Here is a 20,187-nt window from a genome sequence, read left to right as displayed (position 1 = left end):
CCCTTGTTTCAGTGGCCGATCCGGTCAGAGCCTCATGTTAGACTCGGGCCACCATCATCAAGGAAGTGTACAGTATGAGAAAGACCGGAGCCCACTGCTTCAGGGGCTGGGCCCCAGCCATCAGCGGAGCGGTATGCGCCCTGCTGGTCACCGCCCTCGCAGCAACCAATGCAAGGGCCGAGCTGCCAGCGGAAGATGCCGAAGGCTGGAACCTGAGCAAGGAAACCGGGAACATTCAGGTTTACACCGTCGACCAGGACACATCCAGTTTCAAGGCATTCAAAGCGGTTGCGCTTCTGGATGTACCTATCGAAAACCTGATGGCGGTGATGATCAATCCCCAGTCCTGTATTGAGTGGGTGCATAATTGCATCGAATCCTATGCCTTTGGCAAGGGCGACTTTCAGGACCGTTACGCCTATTCCGTGAATGACATGCCCTGGCCGGTAACTGACCGGGATTACGTACTGCACATCCAGACCCGTGGCGACGAAACGTCCGGCGAGGTCATTATGGATCTGAATGCCACGCCCAATCAGCTGGCCGAGAATGAAAACCGTGTCCGGGTAGACCGGTCAGACACCCTTTACCGTTTTATCCCCGAGGGCGATCAAACCCGCATGATCTGGGTTCAGCATACCGACCCCAACGGCGCACTGCCCGGCTGGCTGGTCAATTCGCTGCTAGTGGATATTCCCGTCCGATCAATTCAGGCACTGGAAAAGGTCGCCGCAACAGCACGTTATCAGGGCTTCAGACTTGTTTACGACCAGGATGGCCAGCTTATCGATGTGCGCCCCTCAGACACCTGAGGGGATGACGCGCCTCGGAGGACAAGCTAAGCTTTAGCAAAAGGACACCCAGAGGCAGGCCCAGTTCAATGACCGTTCTCGCATTCGAGATAATGACACCAAGTATCAAGGCAGTACCTCAATCATGGACCATGGACCGGCTCGCCCGATTTCTCACGGACAACGAGATTACCGGAAGCCCGGTTACTGATGAGAACGGCGACATCGTCGGTATTGCGACACTCAAGGACATCACCGAGTTCCGCTGGAACGCCGACCGTTCCGATCCTGACCCCCTGCTCACCCCGGAAGAAGAACAGGAAGCTCGCCGCCTGCGCATGGTGATCTTCGAGGAAATGGGCAAGGTCCCGGTAGAAGTCCGGGACATCATGACCCCCAGCGTTCTATCGGTTGACGAACAGACCCCTGTGCGCGACATTGCCAATATCATGATGCGCGAGCACCTGCACCGAATCTTTGTCACAAAGGAATCAAAAATTACCGGTATCATAACGACTTACGATATGCTGAAGCTGATTTCGGAAAAGGAACTCACGCAACGCTGCGCCCGAGACGACTGAGCCACCAGAGAGGTAGCGCCCCATATGCCCAGAGCACCGCAAGCTCGCAAAAAGATGTACGTCCTCGACACCAACGTCCTGATTCACGACCCCAACGCCCTCCTGAACTTCGAAGAACACGATGTCATCATCCCGATGACGGTCCTTGAAGAACTCGATAGTTTGAAATCCGGCAAACAGGCGGTGGCGGCAGATTGTCGCCAGGCCATCCGGAACATCGACAAGCTGCTGGGCGATGCTACTCCCAAGGAAATCGAGAAGGGCATTCCCATCGTTCGTGGCAAGAAAGCAGACCCGCTGGGAAAGCTGCTCATCCTGATGAGTACGGAGCATGTGGAATCCCACTCTCTGCCCGAACACCTGAATGACAACAAGATCATCAATACCCTGGCTGCCCTGCAGAACAAGCACAAGTCACGGGACATTATCCTGGTCAGCAAAGACATCAACATGCGACTCAAGGCCCGCGGCTTTGGGGTTGAGGCCCAGGATTATCACAACGACCAGCTGATTGATGACATCGACCTTCTACCCAAGGGCTACCGGGAATTTGCCAACTCCTTCTGGGATACCATTGAGAAAGTGGAAACCGTCCAACGGGAAGGCATTACCGAACACATCCTCAAACGCGAGGGTGAGCTGGCGAGACTCAACATCAACGAGTTCGTCATTGATCAACAGGGCTTTGTCGGCAAGGTGTCGGACCTCTCAGACACCCAGGTGGTGATCCGGGACCTACATCAACATGACCTGATGAATGAAGAAGTTTGGGGGCTGGTTCCACGGGATATCTATCAGGCCCTGGCCCTGAATCTGTTACTGGATCCGGACGTGCACCTGGTGAACCTGACCGGTTCCGCCGGCTCAGGTAAAACCATCCTGGCCCTCGCCGCCTGTATCGAGATGACTGTGGCCAGTAAATTGTACAAGCGCATCATCGCCACCCGCTCGACCCAGGGGCTGGACGAAGATATCGGCTTCCTTCCTGGCACCGAAGCCGAGAAGATGGAGCCCTGGCTGGGAGCCATCGTCGACAACCTTGAAGCCCTTCACGAGGACGACGAGAACATGACGGCCAGCGTGGACTACATACTCAGCAAGGTCCCGCTGCACTTCAAGTCGATGAACTACATCCGTGGCCGCAGTTTCCAGCACAGCCTGATCATCATTGATGAGTCCCAGAACCTGACGCCGCACCAGATCAAGACCATCATTACCCGTTCCGGTAACGGCTCCAAAGTAATCTGCCTGGGCAATCTGGCCCAGATCGACACACCCTACCTGAGCGCCCTGAGTTCAGGCCTGACCTACATGACCGAACGCTTCAAGAGTTTCCGCCATGGCGGGCACATACACCTTCAGGGTGTGCCTCGCTCCCTGCTGGCCGAATTCGCCGAAGCCAATCTCTGACATGAAGGGAAAAAACCGGGGCCAATGCCCCGGTTTTTTGTCCAATCCACTATACCCGGTAGCCTCTGTCCTGATCTGACATATCTGCAGCCAGAGCCTTGAGCCGCTGAGTTACCGCACCCACCCGGCGTGTCACTGCCGGGATGGCAACCGTACCGTCACGACAGCACCCTGCTGGTCCTCGCGGTCGCCAATGGTAATGCTGCCACCCATGCCCAGTATCAGTGTTCGTGCAATTGCCAGACCCAGACCGGCTCCGCCGCTTTCCCGACTGCGGGAGGTTTCCACCCGGAAGAAGGGTTCGAAGACCTTTTCACGCAACTCCCCGGGGATACCTGGCCCCCGGTCAGCGATGGTAATGGACACCCCGCCAGGCTCATTCTTCAGGAACACTTCGGCCTGCTCACCATATTTCACGGCATTCTCAATAAGATTCCGAACGGCTCTGCGCACGGCTTCAGGCCGGCCAGACAGAACGCAACGGGGAAGCTCCCCGCACTTTACTGGCATGCCGATTTCAGAGAGATCGTCGCAAAGACTTTCAAGCAAAGCACTGAGATCGTAACGCCGACCAGATTCAGAAGCGCTGCCACGGATAAACTCCAGCGTATCCTCTGCCAGGCTTTGCATTTCTGCCAGATTCTCCAGTAATCGACTGCGATCTTCCCCTTCCGGAAGCATTTCAACCCGCAACCGCATCGCCGTCACCGGTGTTCTCAGGTCATGAGCCAGCGCAGCCAGCAAGCGAGCCTTTTCATCCTGGGAGCGCCCCACCTGAACCTGCATATGGTTAAACGCCCGGATGACGTCCCGGATATCTTCCGGCCCCTGTTCCGGTAACTGCCTCGGGTTGCCCCGGGAGAACGACTGGGCGGCCTCCCGCAACCTGCGAACCGGGGCAAGAATATATCGGACAGCAAACAGCACCGCCAAAATAAGAAGAACAGCCGTAATACCTGCCCCCATGAGCGCTGCTTTCAACCAAAGCCAGGACGGTTGCGGCGGACTCGCAACCGCATTCAGCCAGTTGCCGTCCGTCAGGCGGAGTGAGAGATCAAGAACGGGAGGGCAATCCATTTTCTGCATGCGCTTGCGCCAGTCCTCGTGATACTCATCGATCAGGTCCTCATCCCGGTGATGATGCTCTTCGTGTTCATGCTCCCGGTCATCGTCTCTTTCACAGCGGTCATCATCCACCAGAATCCTGGTACGGATCGACTCGCCCTCCGGCACCAGTCCGGCTAGCGGCCCCTCGGTAAGCAACCATTCAGAAAACGGGGCCGAGGCATCGGCAGGAAGCGCCGGCGCAGGGCCGCTGGAGAGTGTCAGCAGCGGATCAGCAAGCGCTAACAGCGCCCGATCACGCTCTGCAGGCGGCATGATGTTCACCAATGAATAGGCATTGCTCACCCGCGTCAAAAGAGTATTGAGCCCCGCAGTCTGCAGCGCTCCCTGGCGTTCACCCACCATCATCCAGAAGGTCACGCCCTGGGCCGCGAGCATCACCACAATGACCAGCAATACCAGTTGACTGGCAGCACGACGGGGCAATAAACGCATGTCAGCCGGCCTCCACGGATGATGTCCACTGGTAGCCACCACCCCAGACTGTCTTGATCAATTCAGGGTTTCGCGGGTCCTTTTCCAGCTTGCGGCGGAGACGGCTGACCCGATTATCAATACTCCGGTCAAACGGAGACGCCTCGCGGCCTTCCGCCAGGTCCAGCAGGTGGTCGCGGGAAAGCACTCGGCCGGCATGGTTCAGGAACACCAGCAAAAGATTGAACTCGGCGGTGCTGAGGGCAACCTCAACGTTTTCGGGATCAGTCAGGCGACGGCGGTCCACGTCCAGATGCCAGCCATTAAACGCCAGATGCTGACCAACTCCCTCTCCCTTTCGGGGAGGCAGCGACTCTACCCGTCGAAGAACCGACTTTATTCTCGCCAGCACCTCACGGGGGTTAAACGGTTTGGTGACGTAATCGTCAGCGCCCATTTCCAGCCCGATAATTTTGTCCATATCTTCACCCATGGCTGTCAGGAGAATCACCGGCAACGATGTGTGTTCCCTCAGGAACCGGCAAAGCACCAAACCGTCATCTCCCGGCATCATAATGTCCAGCAGAACCAGGCTGACGCGATGGGTCTGGAGCTGTTTTTTCATGGCCGCGCCACCCTCGGCCAACAGCACCCGATAGCCATGATCTCTCAGGTAACGGCCCAACAGGTCTCGAATCTCCCGGTGGTCATCAACCACCAGAATCTGCGGATTTTGATCCTCGCTCATCATTTTTTAACTACATCCGGCTCGTTGGAAAGATTATAAGGCGCGAAAAGAGAAACGTCGGAATCGTATTTGTCGCAACCTGTCGCCACCCACATACCTGCGACAATTTGCGACAAAAATACCCGCCACCCGACAAACTTTAATGACAAAAAAACGGTTAACTGTGTCTCGTCAGCGAACGCTGGCGCTCAATCTGCCATCGCGGCACAGGCTTGTCATAGTGACACACCCGGTAAAGGAGAATATTGACCGTGACCATTTCCACCTCCATCAAGCGTCATCCGTTTGCAGCTATCATTGCAGTTGCAGCCATCAGTCTTGCGCCTCTCTATTCGGTTGCAGATGATGATTACGATGAACGGAACCGGTATGACTGGGCCCACAAAAACATGGAAAAAACCTATTCCATGGAAGAAATCCGTACCCTCGCCCGGGCAAATGCCCTGAAACGCTACGGCCCTGGAGCAACCGCTACAATCATTACCAGCAGGGATCGCGAGAGCTACAAGATCCAACTCAGGGATCGCCAAAACAATGTCTTGCAGGAGACTGAGGTAGGTGTCCTCGGTCGTCCCCTGCAACCATCACCGGCGGATTAAGGGAGACATCTCAATGTCATGGTTGGATTCTGAAAACCGATACGGCCTGGTTTCACGTGTTATCCACTGGCTAATGGCAGGTTTGCTGGTGATTATGTTGCTGAGTGAATGGTGGATGGAGGCACTGGAAGATATCGCCGGTATATCAGGGATGGCAATCCATCAGGGAACAGGACTGGCACTGGCAGCGCTTCTGGGTTTGAGGCTTGTCTGGCGACTGGCGAACCGTGGCCGGGTACAAACAAGGGAGAGCTGGAAGCTCGCCGCACGTATTGGCCATCTGGCGCTCTACGGCCTGATGCTTATCATTCCGTTGACCGGTTTTCTCGCCGCCTGGGGCAGCGGCCATGGCATTGACTTCTTCGGGCTTCAGGTCGTCTCGCCGGGGCCCGAGATCGAGTGGCTCGAAGACGGCGGCGAAGAGACTCACGAATTTACCACTACGCTGCTCTGGTTCGTGATCGCCGGCCACGTCGCTGCAGCGCTATTCCACCAACACGTGAAAGGCGACGGTACCATGCGGAAAATGGCGTAACGGGGCAATTCAGTCCTTGAACTGGGCCTTTTCCAGACCATGTTTCTTCATTTCGTGAAACAGGGTCTTTCGGGCCAGGTCCAACAATTATGTTTGTTGAGTGCTCAACGGAACCATTGCAGACTCCGATGGGTGGAATATCACACCCTGGCGCGGGCGTGAAAAGGTTGTGAGGCAGGAGCGAACCAGCGAGAAACTACCAGCGGCCCTGGAGAGTCGCCACGAGACGGCGGCTGCCAGCCCTGTCCCTGTGCTCACACAAATAGATTCCTTGCCAGGTGCCCAGAGCCAGATGGCCACGACTAACCGGCAAAGTCAGGGATGGACCAATCAGAATACTCTTGATGTGAGCCGGCATATCGTCCGGTCCTTCCATGGTGTGGGTGAAGTGCGGCGCATTCTCCGGAACCATCACATTGAAATGCCGTTCCAGGTCTCCGCGTACGTCCGGGTCTGCATTTTCGTTAACCGCCAGCGAAGCAGACGTGTGCTGTATAAACAGTTGCAGCAGACCAACCTCACAGTGGGTCAGATCAGGCGCCTGGGCCAGAATTTCATTCGTTACCAGATGAAACCCGCGCGGCAACGGCGCCAAATCAATAAACGTCTGATCCCAGATCATCAGCGCCCCCCATCTGTGGCTATGTTCAGATTTATTTTTGCAATTCATCCCATGGGTGGACGGGCACGACGGCCTCGGTCACTTCCGCTTCGAATGAACTCCGGAAATAATCCATAGCTTTTTCGGCTTCGCTCAGCTCATCAAAACGGGCAATGTGATAAATCGCCTCGCCTTCGTTCACCAGCGGCAGGTTGTTCACACAAATCACAATCCCTGAACAGGGGGACACTATCGCCGTTTCCGACTCCCCGAAGGGGTCCGCCACCATCGCCAATCGCTGCCCCTTGCGAACTTTCTGCCCGAGGCTGGCTATTGGCCGCATGATGCCATCAATATCCGCCCTCACCCACTGGGAGTTGGCGGCGGTCTCGGAGCGTTTCTTCGGGGCTTTGGGCGCTTTCTTGGCTGGAATCATCTCCAGCTCCCGCATAACCCGAATGACCCCCTTGATGCCACTGCCAATCACCACGTCATCAAAGCGCAGCGCCTCGCCCCCCTCGTAGGTAATCACCGGAATGTCGAGCGAGTCGGCGTAGGCGCGCAGACTGCCTTCGCGCAATCCGGCATTGATGATGATGGGGGCACCGAAGGCATCCGCCATGCGGACCGTTTCCGGATTTTTTAGCTCCGCGCGTATCTGCGGCAGGTTGAACCGGTGAACCGGCCCGGTATGCAAGTCGATAATGTGCGTTACCTTTTCCATGATCTGGGTGCGCAAAAGGTAGGCAATACGCCCCCCCAGCGAACCCGACTCACTGCCCGGGAAGCACCGGTTCAGGTCCCGCCGGTCCGGCAGATACCTTGTGCGCTGCACAAACCCGAAGATATTAACAATGGGCACGGCCACCAGCGTACCCCGCAGATGTCGGAGCGCAGAATTGGTAAGAACCCGCCGAACAATCTCAACACCATTGATTTCATCACCGTGAATAGCGCTACACACCATGAGAACCGGGCCGTTTCTCCGGCCATGCACCACCTCCACGGGAATGTGCAGAGGCGTGTGCGTATAAAGCTTGGCCACAGGGACTTCGACAGTTTTTCGGGTGCCGGCCTCAATCTGGGTACCGGCGATCTCAAACGGCGCACGCGCCATAAATCAGCCCCTTCCTTTGGTTCTGGTTTTCCAGGGTTGTTGATTCTTTTCGACCCAGTTGACGATCATGCCAGCGACATTCTTGCCGGTGGCATTCTCAATACCTTCAAGCCCGGGCGAGGAATTCACTTCCATGACCAGGGGGCCACGACTGGAGCGCAGCAAATCGACACCGGCCACATTGAGCCCCATGGACTTGGCGGCCGTGATTGCAGTTCGACGCTCCTCGGGTGAAATACGAACCAGTGAAGCGCTGCCCCCCCGGTGCAAGTTGGACCGAAACTCGCCCTCGGCACCCTGGCGCTTCATCGCAGCGATCACCTTGTCACCAATGACGAAGCAGCGGATATCGGCGCCGCCAGCTTCCTTGACGAACTCCTGCACGAGGATGTCGGCCTTCAGGCCCATGAAGGCTTCAATGACACTCTCCGCGGCCTTGCGGGTTTCCGCCAGAACCACACCAATGCCCTGGGTGCCCTGCAGCAGCTTGATCACCACCGGCGCACCACCAACCATTTTCAGCAGTTCGGGCACGTTATCAGGCTTGTTGGCGAACCCGGTCACTGGCATGCCTACGCCCTTCCGGGCCAGTAGCTGCAGAGACCGCAGCTTGTCCCGTGAGCGGGTAATGGCGACGGACTCATTGACCGGGAACACGCCCATCATCTCAAACTGCCGCAATACCGCCGTTCCGTAGAAGGTCACCGAGGCGCCGATACGCGGAACGACCACATCGTAGTCTTCCAGGACTTCCTCGTGGTAATGAATCTGGGGATTGGCGGAGGTGATATTCATGGAGCAGTGCAGGCAGTCGATCACCCTTACCTCGTGGCCACGATTGATCCCTTCCTCCACCAGACGTCGGGTGGAGTAAAGGTTTTTATTACGCGACAAAATCGCAATTCTCATTTTTCAGTCCTTAGCGCCGGTTCGCCGGCTAGGTAAGAGGCTTCGGGGTAAACAACCGAACGACCGGACATGGCGGTGCGCCCGAGTAACATTCTGAACCGCATGGAGTCCCGGTTGGTCAGTGTCATTTCAATCGGCCAGCTCTGGTCGCCTACCACCAGTGTGGTTTCAATCACCAGACGCATTTCCCGGTGACCACCGGAGTCACAAACTTTGCGCTGATCCAACACCCTGGCATCGCACTCCATCACATTGTGCAGATCGTTCTGCACCGGGTGGACCCAGAACCGGACCCGACGTTCCCCGTTCTCGGTGTAGGTTTCCGTGCGGAAGGTATGTAAGCATGAGGTGCGCGCTCCGGTATCCACCTTTGCCTTGATACGGCTGATATCCAGATCCGGCAGTGCCACCCACTCCCGCCAGCCAAGACCAACCTTATTATCGTTGGGTTTCGGGGCGATGGGTTTGATCACTTCAACGGTCTTTGTCGACATCCAGGGGTTCCTTGTTAGAGAGTGTTTCCGGCCCCAGCAGCTGCACGCGGAAGGGCTCGGAATGGCTACCGGCATAGATACTGGTGTGCGGGAAGGGGATTTCGATGCCTTCCCGGTCCAGAGCTTTCTTGATCGCCACCATGATACTGCTGCGCCCATCAAGCACCTTGTCTTTGGGCACCCAGAATGAGAACTGCAGATCAACGGAGGACGGCCCGAACGCGGTAACCAACACAAATGGTTTAGGCTCTTCCAGGCAGACAGGGTTCTTTTCCGCCAAGCCTAACAACAGAGCTTCGACTCGTTCCACATCTTCAGCGTAGGCAATACCCACGGTCAGGTCGAGCCGGCGAATGGGGAACCGGGACCGGTTCACCACCCGCGTCTTGATCAGGGTCTCATTGGGAATGCGTACATACAGGTTGTCCGGCGTGCGTAACTTTACGCTCAACATATCGATGCCGACCACCTCACCAAGAGTGGCATCAACTTCAATAAAGTCGCCGATTTCGAAGGGCTTCTCCACCAGCAGAAATAACCCGCTGATCATGTTGGACGCTGAGGTCTGGGAAGCAAAACCGATCGCTACTGTGAGGATGCCGGCTGCGCCCAGAACCACATCGAGTGAGAACCCCGCTTCCCGCAGAGCGGCTATGGCGAACAGCAGGACAATGACGTAAAATACGAACCGGCGTAACATCACGGTATGGTGTCGGGTGCTTCTTTCCGCCATAAAACGGGAGACACTTCGGGCCGCCAGCGAGCCTAGAACCAGCCCAAGAACCAGCAGAAAAATCGAGCTGACCCATTGGCCCCAGGCAACACCCGTGAGCACCGACATCATGCCGGTCTGGATTTGTTCTAACAAAACTTCAACTCCCTCAAGCTGGGGTTAACCGAACATACGATCAAAGGCGCGAACAAAACGACCACGGGCAACCTTCTCCCGGGCAGGCCCCACCTGCTGGCATTTACCTGCGGCCGCAAACACTGTCTGATCGACATGCAGACTGGCCGAGTTCATATCGGTTTCGCACTCCACCGTTACGCCCGGCGTCCATAACTGGCCCCGCTCATTCAGATGGAGCGATAACATTGGTGTCGGGAGACTGAAACGCTCCAACAGCAGCGGCTCCTCCCGGCGATTGATAATGGTGACCGGCGTTACCGCCCGCCAGGGACGCTTTGGCACCGCTTCCAACACCAGGCGGGCAACGCTGGCCGACGAATAACACAGCTCCCCTTCCATCGTGTTCCGCCCCACCCAGGTGAGCGACGGTACCGCCAGGGGTATCTCCGTCAGCATAGTCCGGGCGTCACCAACACAAACGTTCATCCACACCAATGTGCCCACGTAGATAACGCACTGCTCTCCCGCCGGAATCGTCAGCGGCTGATAAGGACGGACTACCGTGGGAAGCGAACCAACAGCAGGAATAAACGTGACAGTGTCTGCCCCCTCGGCACGGATAAAGCGCTGTAACGACATCTCTTTCGACGGCAAGGTGTGACCCACAGTCTCCGTCCAGCTGACCGGATCGATATCCAGCTCTACCGTTTCGGAACGGATCTGCCATTCCCGGTCGAGCAATGTCACCCAAAGATTAACGTGACCCAGCTGATGAGACTGGGTTTGCCCGGAGGCCAGGGTATAGGGCTGAGCCCAGACGCCATCGCGCCGGCCTTCGGTTTTGGATTCCATATACGCCACACATCTCCTTTAAAGTCTTGCAGGCAGGTTCAACTAACTATAATCCAATCGTGGCACCTCAGCGAATATCCAAGTCTGTGATTTTATTGAAACACTGGCATGTATTTACCCGTATGCCCACAAGCCAAAAGCGACGCAGGATTTACGATGACACAGCTGGTCTGGTTCCGGAATGACCTTCGGGTTGCTGACAACCCCGCCCTTACCGCCGCCTGCAAGGAGAAAGCCGGGGTGCGCGCCTGTTTTATCGTGACACCAGAGCAGTGGCTGGAGCACGACTGGTCGCCTGCTCGGGTGCATTTCCTCATAGCTCACGCCAACGCGCTCTCCGAAGAGCTCGCAAAGCTCGGCATTCCCCTGACCTTCATCTCAGCCAGCCGGTTTGATGACAGCCTCGTCAAGCTGGAGCAGTTTTGCCATGAAAACGGTATCTCCAAGGCGCACTTTAACGAGGAGTACGGTGTCAATGAGCGGCGAAGGGACAAGGCTTTCAAGCAGCGGCTGGATAGCCTGGGAATCGGCGTCTGCAAATACCGCGACCAGACCGTCGCTCCGGTAGGCGATATCCTGACCCAGCAGCGGGAGCCCTATTCGGTATTCACACCGTTTTCGAGACGCTGGCGCAGCTGGGTCGATGAGACTCAACCATCAGCATTCCCGATTCCACCTGCCCAGAGCGATGCCATAGAACCGGCAAAGCTTAATGAGATTCCGGAACCTTTCAGAGAGGCACCGCCGGCACTGGTAGAAACCGGCGAAGACGCCGCTCATCGAGAACTGGAAGGCTTTCTCAGCGAACGTGGGGGCGCCTACAAGGATGACCGGGACTTCCCGGCCATCGACGGCACCAGTCAGCTCTCACCCTACCTGGCTAACGGTGTGCTCTCGGGTCGCCAGTGTTTGCTGGCTGCACATCAGGCTCAGGGGATGGGCGGCAATCAGGAGGGCCTGACAACATGGATCAACGAAATCGCCTGGCGGGATTTCTACATCAATATTCTCTACCACTACCCTCGGGTCAGCATGCACAGGGCGTTCAAACCTGAAACCGAGAATCTGGCGTGGAACGATCCCGGCGACAGGTTTGACGCCTGGAAGACCGGGCATACCGGCATTCCCATCGTCGATGCGGCCATGCGCCAACTGAATGAGACGGGCTGGATGCACAACCGCCTGAGAATGGTTACCGCCATGTTCCTGACCAAGAACCTGTTCATCGACTGGCGCCTGGGAGAAGCCTATTTCATGTCAAAACTGGTGGATGGTTTCCTGGCCTCGAATAATGGCGGCTGGCAGTGGAGTGCCTCAACCGGTACTGACGCCGCGCCCTATTTCCGGGTGTTTAACCCGGTCACCCAGAGCGAGAGGTTCGATCCGAAAGGTTATTTCATTCGGCAGTGGGTGCCGGAACTGGCAAAGCTGGATGCCAAGCGCATTCACAATCCCGGCAAGGGTGGCGTGATCCCGAAGGGTTACCCAAGACCCATCGTCGACCTGAAGGAAAGCCGGAAAGACGCCATCGCGAAGTTTCAGGCTCTCAAAGAGTAACGGGAAACAGGCTGACAGGCTTTTCCAGAACCGTGCGGAGCCATGGATGGCGGAGCCGAGCGTACAGGGAGGTATTCACAGCGTGTTTTGGAAAAGCCTGTCAGCCTGTTTCTGCCCCAAAGCCCGAATTACCGGTCAGCGCAAACAGGGCATTCCGGATCGCGGGCCAGCTTCATTTCGCGCCATTGCATTTCCCAGGCATCGAGAATCAGCAGGCGTCCGATCAGGGACTTACCAATCCCCGAGATGACTTTGATGGCCTCCATCGCCTGGGCAGAACCAATCATGCCGACCAGAGGCGCGATAACGCCGGCCTCAGAGCAGGTCAGATCCTCATTGCCCTGCTCCGGATACAGACAGTGATAGCAGGGACTACTATCGACGCGCGAATCATAAACCGATAACTGCCCCTCCCCGCGAATGGCGGCTCCAGACACAAGGGGCACCCTGGCAGCCACGCAGGCCCGGTTCAGGGCAAAGCGGGTGTTGAAGTTGTCGCTGCAATCCAAAACCAGACTGGCATCTTCCACCTGACGAACCAGCTCATCCCCGCTCAGACGTTGATTCAGAGCGGTGACCGACACCTGTGGATTAATTCGCCGTACACGATCCGCCAGCGTTTCTGCCTTTGAGTCACCCAACTGGCCTTGCTCAAACGCGATCTGGCGCTGGAGGTTTGCCAACTCAATGTCATCGTCGTCCACGAGGGTCAGATGCCCCACGCCCGCAGCTCCGAGGTAGAGCGCTACCGGACAGCCAAGACCACCGGCACCGATGACCAACACACGGGCAGACTTCAGCGCTTCCTGGCCCGCCACATCGAACCTGGGCATCAGTATCTGCCGGCTGTAACGCAGCAGCTCGTCATCACTCAGCATGTTGGTCTCCTGTTTCCTGATCCCGTAACACAGAGGCTCCGATCCATTGTCCCAGAGTCATCCGGTCGCAGTCACCGTAGTCTTTCCGGCTCTCAACCGCCACAAATCCCCGGGACTCGAACAGCGAACGGACCGCTTCGGCCTGATCGAAACCATGCTCAACCAGCAGCCAGCCCCCGGCCTCAAGCCACTCCGGCGCCTGTTCCACGATCAGGCGCAAATCGTCCAGACCGTCCTCGCCAGACACCAGCGCAGAAGAAGGCTCAAACCGGACATCACCCTGTTCAAGGTGGTGGTCGGCACTGGCGATATAGGGAGGGTTAGACACGACCAGATCAAACTTCCCCGCGGCCAGTCCGGAAAACCAGGAACTCCGCACCACACGGACAGGCAGCTGCAACGCCCGGGCATTCCGGTGTGCAAGCTCAACGGCCTCGTCTACGTAATCGCAGGCAGTCACTTGCCAGTCTGCATGTTCGCTGGCCAATGCCAGAGCAATGGCTCCGGTGCCGGTACCGAGATCCAGCACCCGGGCACTGGCTGGCAGCGGCAGGGAAAGCGCCGCTTCCACCAGACACTCGGTGTCGGGCCGGGGAATCAGGGTGGACGGACTGACATATAAAGGAAGGGACCAGAACTCCTGATGCCCCAACAGGTAGGCAATGGGGCTCCCATTCACCCTTTCGGACACCAGTGCTTCAAACTCTGCCGCATGCGCAACGGAGACCTCCCGCTCCGGCCAGGCCCGGAAGCTGGTTCGGCTGAGCCCGGTTACATGACTCAGCAACAATTCCGCATCCAGCCGGGGACTGTCACTGGGGATACGTTCTGCAGCCTGATACAGCAGGCTCTCACAGGTCAGTAAGGATTTACTGGTCATCGGCGAGTGAAGCCAGCAACTCAGCCTGATGTTCCTGTTGCAGCGGAACAATCACCGCATCCAGATCGCCCGATACCACCTCATCGAGTTTGTACAATGTCAGGTTAATACGGTGATCGGTTACCCGACCCTGGGGGAAGTTATAGGTACGGATACGTTCGGAACGGTCGCCACTGCCGACCAGGCTCTTACGGGTCTCGGCCACGGATTTCTGCTGACGCTCAATCTCGTCATTCTGCAGCCGGGACGCCAGGAAGCTCAGCGCCTTGGCACGGTTTTTATGTTGGGAACGCTCTTCCTGGCATTCCACGACAATGCCAGTGGGAAGGTGCGTAATCCGGATGGCTGAGTCTGTCTTGTTAACGTGCTGACCGCCAGCGCCCGAGGCACGGAAGGTGTCGATCCGAAGATCCGATTTGTTGATGTCCACGGCCTCGGTTTCATCCGCTTCCGGCATCACCGCCACCGTGCACGCAGAGGTATGGATGCGGCCCTGGGATTCCGTTTCCGGCACCCGCTGGACCCGATGCGCGCCAGACTCGAACTTCAGCGCACCATACACACCATCGCCAGCGACCCGGGCGATGAGTTCCTTATAGCCTCCGTGCTCGCCTTCACTCTCGCTCAGCACTTCCACCTGCCAGCGACGGCGTTCCGCATACCGGCTATACATTCGAAAGAGGTCACCGGCGAAAATGGCAGCTTCATCGCCGCCGGTACCGGCACGGATTTCCAGAAAGATACTCTTGCTGTCGTTGGGATCCTTGGGCAGCATCAGCCGCTGCAGTTCCTCGTCCAGCTCTTCGTTTTTCTGCTGGGCGACCTCCAGCTCATCGGCCGCCATCTCGCGCATATCAGCATCACTGTCACTGGCCAGTTCTTTGGCGGCTTCGATGTCATCCAGGGAATGACGCCAGGCCTCGAAGCAATGCACGATCGGCTCGATTTCCGCAAACTCGCGGGAAAGATCGCGGAACTGATTCTGGTTGCCAATAACGGAGGCATCGCTGAGCAATGCGCTAACCTCCTCGAACCGATCAGCGAGCTGTTCGAGGCGGGATTGAATCGATGATTTCATAGTTTTTCCGGGGTGGTCGACTCGTCTGCTTCCAGAACATCCAGCTGATGCAATTCACGCAACCATTCGGTCACCTCGGGACGCCCTTCGGTGGTCGCCTTTCGGACCTGAACCGACGGTTCATGCAGAAGTTTGTTGGTAAGGCCACGAGCCAGGCTGCGCAATACCGTTTCGGGGTCGCCGCCGTTGCGGAGCGTGCGCAGGGCTTTTTCGGTTTCCGTATCACGCAGGATTTCGGCACGCTGGCGAAACTGCTTGAGGGTGGACACCGCATCCAGGGCACGGAGCTGGTTCAGGAAATCCTGCACCCCGGCGCTAACCAGATTTTCGGCTTCGCGGGCGGCGCCTTCACGGGAGCGAATGTTTTCCTCTATGACCTGGCGCAAGTCATCCACGGTATAAAGATAGACATCCGCCAGTGAGGCGACTTCAGGTTCAATATCCCGGGGTACCGCGATATCCACCATAAAATAGGGTCGGTGCTTGCGTTTCTTCAGGGCACGTTCAACGGCACCCTTGCCCAAAACCGGCATCGGGCTGGCAGTTGACGCAATGATGATATCCACGTCGCCCAGGTGATCCGGAATCTCCGAAAGCAGGATACCCTCACCACCATGCGCCCCGGCAAGAGCCTGCGCACGTTCCAGTGTACGGTTGGCAACCAGAAAGTCTTTAACACCGGCATCCGACAGATGGCGTGCTACCAGTTCCATAGTCTTGCCAGCACCAATCAACAAAGCCTTGTTACGGGACATATCGGCAAATATATGGTGCGCCATGGTGACCGCAGCGTAGGCAACGGAGACCGGGTTTTCACCAATAGCCGTCTGGGTACGAATACGCTTGGCAACGGAGAACGTCTGCTCAAACAGGCGGGAGAGGAATGAGCCGCTGGCACCATTCTCCCGCGCAAGGGCGTAGGCATCCTTCAACTGACCGAGGATCTGGGGCTCGCCGAGGACCATGGAATCCAGCCCCGCTGCCACGCGCATCACGTGCTGCACGGCATCCCCATCACGGTGCACATACAACGCCTGCTCCAGATCGGCCGGTTCCAGATCATGAAAGCCGGCAAGCCAGCGCAATACCGCGGGTGCACAGTCATCATCCCCGGCAAGGTAGAGTTCGGTACGGTTACACGTCGAAAGGATGGCGGCTTCAGTGGCACCAGACGCGGCGCGCAGTTCAGCAAACGCCTCCCCCATACGCTCGGGCGTAAACGCAATTCGTTCGCGCAACTCCACCGGAGCGGTGCGATGATTGATTCCAAGCGTTACCAGTGCCATCTATGGTTGAACAACCTTATGCCAACGAACGTTAAATTACCGCTATTTTAACGGCCAGCGGCCTCTGCTGCTACCCAAAACCTCCCCGCTTCGGGAAGTGCGGACAGGTTGGGCAAGATCAGATGCTTATGCCATTATAGGGAACCGGCCGAGGCCGCGACCCGATCCAGCTCAATAAAATCGCTGGCTTGTGGGTATTTCTGATGCGTTGTCGACAGATTCACGGGAAGTTGCATGCACAAATCCGCACTGTTTTTGGTTACCTGCCTGATAGGCCTTTCATTGTCAGGCTGTGCCAGCCTCACCGCCCCCCAGGAAACGCCCGCCACCGAAGAAGCCTCGAAGGCTTCGGGCAAGACCACCAGCGAAGAGAGCATGGAATACGCCGACTTCGAGCCGGACGTCCTCTATCTTTTATTGTCAGCTGAAATTGCCGCACAGCGGGGTCGCTTCGATGTCACGCTGGTGAACTACCTGAAAGCAGCCCAGAAGTCCCGGGATAAAGGCGTCATCTCGCGGGCTATGCGCATTGCCCAGTCACTGAATGGCGACAACGCTCAAAGACAGCTTGCCGAACTCTGGCTGGAAGTGGATCCAGACAACATCCAGGCTCACAGGGTCTCCGCCATCCAGGCCGTCAAAAATGACGAACTGGGTATCGCGCTCGATCATATGGAAAAAATCATGGACCAGGGGGGCGATGCCGACTTTGACAGCCTGGCTGCCATGTCCGGCAACCTCCGCCCGGAGCAACAGCAGGAACTGCTCTCTTTATACAACCAGATGGCCGAACGCCACCCCGACATCCCCGAACTGGAATACAGCATTGCACTGCTATTAAAAGTGACAGGCAATCCTGGCGAAGCCCTGAATCGCCTGAAACCTCTGCTGGAAGAAAAACCCAACTTCCAGCCGGCCATCATCCTCAAAGGTGATCTTCTTTACCAGACCGGTGACAAGCGGGAAGCGCTGGACTACCTGATGACCAACACTCGCCGCTTCCCCAGCAATCGCCGGATGGGCACATTGTATGGTCGTATGCTGATCGGCGAGAAGGAGCTGCAGACAGCCCAGGACGAGTTCAACCGCCTGGTTAAACGTTACCCAAACACACCTAGCCTGCGCCTTTCCTATGCACTGGTGGCACTGGAAAATGGCCAGACCGGGCTGGCAAAAGAAGAACTCACCCTTCTGATTGAACAGGGCCACCACACCAACGAAGCCAACTACTATCTGGGCCGTGTTGAAGACGAAGCCGGCAACACCGAACAGGCCATCGGGTTTTACCAGAGCGTACAGCAGGGCAACTACTACTTCCCGGCCCTGGCAAGGGCAAGCGCCCTCCTCGCCTCGAACGGCAAACTGGACGAAGCGATAGAAAACATAAGCACCCTGCGCAACACCAATCCTCAGCAGGCCGAAAATTTCTGGCTTCTTCAGGTAAACCTGCTGCTGGATCAGCAACAGCATCAGGCCGCACTGGAAACCGCAACAACCGCACTCGAAACGTTCCCCGAAAACGTCCAGATCCGCTACGCGCGTGCGATGCTGCTGGATACATTGGACCAGCCAGAGAGCGCCGTGGACGATCTGGAACAGATCATCGAGGAAAATCCTGATAACGCCATAGCCCTTAACGCCCTCGGCTACATCCTGACCACCCGCACGGATCGACTGCAGGAAGCACGGAGATACATTGAACGAGCATTGACCCTGGACCCCGGGAACCCGGCCATCCTCGACAGCATGGGCTGGGTCCTGTTCAGGGAAGGCCAGATCCAGCCGGCCCTGGAGTATCTGGCCCGGGCCTGGTCCGCCTACCCGGACCCGGAAGTCGCCGCCCATTACGGCGAAGCACTCTGGATGAGTGGCGCAGAGGAACAGGCGCGCATCATCTGGAAGAAGGGACTGGAACAGGATGCCGACCATGACATCCTCAGGGAAACCATTGAGCGGCTGACAAACAGCGGAGACCTGTAATGCGGAAGCAGCTCCGCCTGTGGTTTCTGTTGTCACTCATTACGTTTTTGGGTGCCTGCACCACCATCCAGCTGGAACCCCTGCCAGAGGGTATGACGGATCAGCCACCGGCAGGCTGGGCCGATCGAACCGCTCAGCTCAGCCGCTTTGATCACTGGCGACTGATGGGAAAGCTGGCCGTGCGCCAGCCCTCAGACAGTGGCACCGCCCTGATCAACCACTGGATCCAGAGCGGAGAAGCCTACGATCTCGCCCTCTCCTCCTCACTCCTTGGCATAGGCAGCACAACACTCAAGGGCGTACCCGGATTTATCGAGCTGACCATGCCAAGCGGTGACACCTACCGTTCCGGAGAACCGGAAGCCCTGGTGGAAGCCGCGACCGGCTGGCAATTACCCCTGAACCACCTGGTCTGGTGGATCCGGGGCCTGCCCGCCCCGGACGGCGATTTCAGACTGCTGTTTGATGAGAACCGCCAACTCGCGATGATTCGGCAAGCCGGCTGGGAGATCCGCTACGATCGCTGGCAACAGTTCCTGCCTGATTACCCCTCCCTGCCCGCAAGAATCACCGCACTGAAGGGTGAAAAACGGGTACGACTGGTCGTCAGTGAGTGGAACAGCCAGGAGGCTGCACGGTGATCAGGACGCTCACGCTGCCTTCACCCGCAAAGCTTAACCTCTTTCTTCACATCGTCGGGCGTCGGCCGGATGGTTACCACGAACTGCAAACCCTGTTTCAGTTTCTGGACTACGGTGACGACATCACCTTTACCCTGACACCAGATCAGCCAGGCGTAAGGCTTGCAGAACCCATTGCAGGCGTTCCCGACGAAGAGAACCTGATCATCCGTGCCGCGAAGGCGCTGGAGGCCAGGGCAACCGATCATCTTCCAGGTGTCACCATAAGCATCGCAAAACGTTTGCCCATGGGCGGCGGCCTGGGAGGCGGCAGCTCAAATGCCGCGACAACCCTCCTGGGCCTGAATCACCTTTGGCAACTCGGCCTGAGCATTGATGAATTGGCCGAAATGGGCCTTACCCTGGGCGCCGACGTTCCGGTGTTCGTGCGGGGCCATGCAGCACTTGGTGAGGGCGTGGGCGAGAAGCTCACTCCGGTCGACCCGCCCGAAGACTGGTTTGTGGTTCTAAAACCTGACTGCGATATAAACACAGGTAAGATTTTTTCAGAGCAAGGGTTGACAAGAAACACCCCTAGAATCACAATAGCGCCCGCTTTTGAGGGAGACGCCTCGAGGTCCCGAAACGACTGTGAGGATGTAGTTCGAAAACTGTATCCTGAGGTTAACGAAAGCCTGGAATGGCTTACACAATTCGGACCAGCAAGATTAACCGGAACCGGGGCTTGCATATTTGGACGTTTCCCGACAGAATCCGCAGCCCGGATCATCTGGGAAAGCAAACCCTCCGGCATCACGGGGTTCGTAGCTAAAGGGGTGAACATATCACCTCTACACAAAAAGCTGACAGAGCTAAAATGAT

At 57.2% G+C, this 20,187-nt stretch carries 21 protein-coding genes; 9 read left to right on the top strand and 12 right to left on the bottom strand.

Going from position 1 to position 20,187, the window contains the following annotated elements; translation table 11 throughout:
• Window positions 1-74 precede the first annotated feature (74 nt).
• The 3 genes from KFJ24_RS01490 to KFJ24_RS01480 all read left to right on the top strand — a co-directional run bounded on the left by KFJ24_RS01490 (window position 75) and on the right by KFJ24_RS01480 (window position 2,782).
• The gene (locus KFJ24_RS01490; RefSeq protein WP_250829315.1) at window positions 75-812 is read left to right on the top strand and encodes an START domain-containing protein; all 738 of its coding nucleotides are present in this window, start codon (window positions 75-77) and stop codon (window positions 810-812) included.
• A 68-nt stretch (window positions 813-880) separates the two neighbouring features.
• Entirely contained in the window at window positions 881-1,372 is a 492-nt protein-coding gene (locus tag KFJ24_RS01485; RefSeq protein ID WP_250829314.1) for a CBS domain-containing protein, read from the top strand.
• Window positions 1,373-1,396: 24 nt separating this feature from the next.
• The gene (locus KFJ24_RS01480) at window positions 1,397-2,782 is read left to right on the top strand and encodes a PhoH family protein (RefSeq protein ID WP_434967991.1); all 1,386 of its coding nucleotides are present in this window, start codon (window positions 1,397-1,399) and stop codon (window positions 2,780-2,782) included.
• Between the two features lie 132 nt (window positions 2,783-2,914).
• Here the strand turns inward: KFJ24_RS01480 and KFJ24_RS01475 are convergent, their stop codons facing one another.
• Complete coding sequence (locus KFJ24_RS01475; RefSeq protein WP_250829313.1) at window positions 2,915-4,342, bottom strand: sensor histidine kinase; 1,428 nt, start codon at window positions 4,340-4,342, stop codon at window positions 2,915-2,917.
• 1 nt (window position 4,343) lies between these two features.
• Window positions 4,344-5,069 (bottom strand): response regulator, encoded by a 726-nt coding sequence (locus KFJ24_RS01470; protein ID WP_250832527.1) that lies wholly within the window; start codon window positions 5,067-5,069, stop codon window positions 4,344-4,346.
• Window positions 5,070-5,320: 251 nt separating this feature from the next.
• Here KFJ24_RS01470 and KFJ24_RS01465 point away from each other — a divergent pair, with 251 nt between their 5' ends.
• Together KFJ24_RS01465 and KFJ24_RS01460 are read left to right on the top strand one after the other, a co-directional pair.
• A complete protein-coding gene (locus tag KFJ24_RS01465; protein ID WP_250829311.1) occupies window positions 5,321-5,668 on the top strand; it encodes a hypothetical protein in 348 nt (115 codons plus the stop codon).
• A 13-nt stretch (window positions 5,669-5,681) separates the two neighbouring features.
• Window positions 5,682-6,203, top strand: a complete 522-nt coding sequence (locus tag KFJ24_RS01460) for a cytochrome b (protein WP_250829310.1) — start codon at window positions 5,682-5,684, stop codon at window positions 6,201-6,203.
• A gap of 196 nt (window positions 6,204-6,399) precedes the next feature.
• On the opposite strand, the gene KFJ24_RS01455 is transcribed toward KFJ24_RS01460, so the two are convergent.
• From KFJ24_RS01455 to KFJ24_RS01430, 6 genes are read right to left on the bottom strand one after another with little or no spacing between them, the layout of a single operon-like run.
• Window positions 6,400-6,825 (bottom strand): secondary thiamine-phosphate synthase enzyme YjbQ, encoded by a 426-nt coding sequence (locus KFJ24_RS01455; RefSeq protein WP_250829309.1) that lies wholly within the window; start codon window positions 6,823-6,825, stop codon window positions 6,400-6,402.
• Window positions 6,826-6,856: 31 nt separating this feature from the next.
• Window positions 6,857-7,921, bottom strand: a complete 1,065-nt coding sequence (locus KFJ24_RS01450) for a succinylglutamate desuccinylase/aspartoacylase family protein (RefSeq protein ID WP_250829308.1) — start codon at window positions 7,919-7,921, stop codon at window positions 6,857-6,859.
• Between the two features lie 3 nt (window positions 7,922-7,924).
• Window positions 7,925-8,830 carry a 30S ribosomal protein S6--L-glutamate ligase gene (gene rimK / locus KFJ24_RS01445; RefSeq protein WP_250829307.1) on the bottom strand — a complete coding sequence of 302 codons (906 nt, stop codon included), beginning with the start codon at window positions 8,828-8,830 and terminating at the stop codon, window positions 7,925-7,927.
• The gene (locus tag KFJ24_RS01440) at window positions 8,827-9,324 is read right to left on the bottom strand and encodes an ATP-dependent zinc protease family protein (RefSeq protein ID WP_250829306.1); all 498 of its coding nucleotides are present in this window, start codon (window positions 9,322-9,324) and stop codon (window positions 8,827-8,829) included. The genes rimK and KFJ24_RS01440 overlap by 4 nt, the downstream gene beginning before the upstream one ends.
• On the bottom strand, window positions 9,305-10,165 hold the full coding sequence (locus tag KFJ24_RS01435; RefSeq protein ID WP_434968029.1) for a mechanosensitive ion channel family protein: 861 nt from the start codon (window positions 10,163-10,165) through the stop codon (window positions 9,305-9,307). The genes KFJ24_RS01440 and KFJ24_RS01435 overlap by 20 nt, the downstream gene beginning before the upstream one ends.
• Before the next feature lie 51 nt (window positions 10,166-10,216).
• Entirely contained in the window at window positions 10,217-11,026 is an 810-nt protein-coding gene (locus KFJ24_RS01430) for a hypothetical protein (protein WP_250829303.1), read from the bottom strand.
• 156 nt (window positions 11,027-11,182) lie between these two features.
• Between KFJ24_RS01430 and phrB the strand changes: the two genes are divergently transcribed.
• The gene (gene phrB, locus KFJ24_RS01425; protein WP_250829302.1) at window positions 11,183-12,583 is read left to right on the top strand and encodes a deoxyribodipyrimidine photo-lyase; all 1,401 of its coding nucleotides are present in this window, start codon (window positions 11,183-11,185) and stop codon (window positions 12,581-12,583) included.
• Window positions 12,584-12,711: 128 nt separating this feature from the next.
• On the opposite strand, the gene KFJ24_RS01420 is transcribed toward phrB, so the two are convergent.
• Genes KFJ24_RS01420 through hemA form a run of 4 tightly spaced genes read right to left on the bottom strand, consistent with a single transcriptional unit; the run spans window position 12,712 to window position 16,705 of the window.
• Window positions 12,712-13,461 carry a molybdopterin-synthase adenylyltransferase MoeB gene (locus KFJ24_RS01420; protein WP_250829301.1) on the bottom strand — a complete coding sequence of 250 codons (750 nt, stop codon included), beginning with the start codon at window positions 13,459-13,461 and terminating at the stop codon, window positions 12,712-12,714.
• Entirely contained in the window at window positions 13,451-14,341 is an 891-nt protein-coding gene (prmC, locus tag KFJ24_RS01415; protein WP_250829300.1) for a peptide chain release factor N(5)-glutamine methyltransferase, read from the bottom strand. The genes KFJ24_RS01420 and prmC overlap by 11 nt, the downstream gene beginning before the upstream one ends.
• On the bottom strand, window positions 14,331-15,419 hold the full coding sequence (gene prfA, locus KFJ24_RS01410) for a peptide chain release factor 1 (RefSeq protein WP_250829299.1): 1,089 nt from the start codon (window positions 15,417-15,419) through the stop codon (window positions 14,331-14,333). Before prfA ends, prmC begins: the two co-directional genes overlap by 11 nt.
• A complete protein-coding gene (gene hemA, locus KFJ24_RS01405; RefSeq protein ID WP_250829298.1) occupies window positions 15,416-16,705 on the bottom strand; it encodes a glutamyl-tRNA reductase in 1,290 nt (429 codons plus the stop codon). Before hemA ends, prfA begins: the two co-directional genes overlap by 4 nt.
• Window positions 16,706-16,939: 234 nt before the next feature.
• On the opposite strand from hemA, the gene KFJ24_RS01400 reads away from it, so the two are divergent.
• From KFJ24_RS01400 to ispE, 3 genes are read left to right on the top strand one after another with little or no spacing between them, the layout of a single operon-like run.
• A complete protein-coding gene (locus KFJ24_RS01400) occupies window positions 16,940-18,685 on the top strand; it encodes a tetratricopeptide repeat protein (protein WP_250829297.1) in 1,746 nt (581 codons plus the stop codon).
• The gene (gene lolB, locus KFJ24_RS01395) at window positions 18,685-19,326 is read left to right on the top strand and encodes a lipoprotein insertase outer membrane protein LolB (protein WP_250829295.1); all 642 of its coding nucleotides are present in this window, start codon (window positions 18,685-18,687) and stop codon (window positions 19,324-19,326) included. The genes KFJ24_RS01400 and lolB overlap by 1 nt, the downstream gene beginning before the upstream one ends.
• Complete coding sequence (ispE, locus tag KFJ24_RS01390; protein ID WP_250829294.1) at window positions 19,323-20,186, top strand: 4-(cytidine 5'-diphospho)-2-C-methyl-D-erythritol kinase; 864 nt, start codon at window positions 19,323-19,325, stop codon at window positions 20,184-20,186. Before lolB ends, ispE begins: the two co-directional genes overlap by 4 nt.
• The last annotated feature ends 1 nt before the right edge of the window (window position 20,187 follow it).

It is taken from the genome of Marinobacter sediminum (assembly GCF_023657445.1).
GTDB lineage: Bacteria > Pseudomonadota > Gammaproteobacteria > Pseudomonadales > Oleiphilaceae > Marinobacter > Marinobacter sediminum_A.
This window is presented reverse-complemented; position numbering and strand designations above follow the sequence as displayed.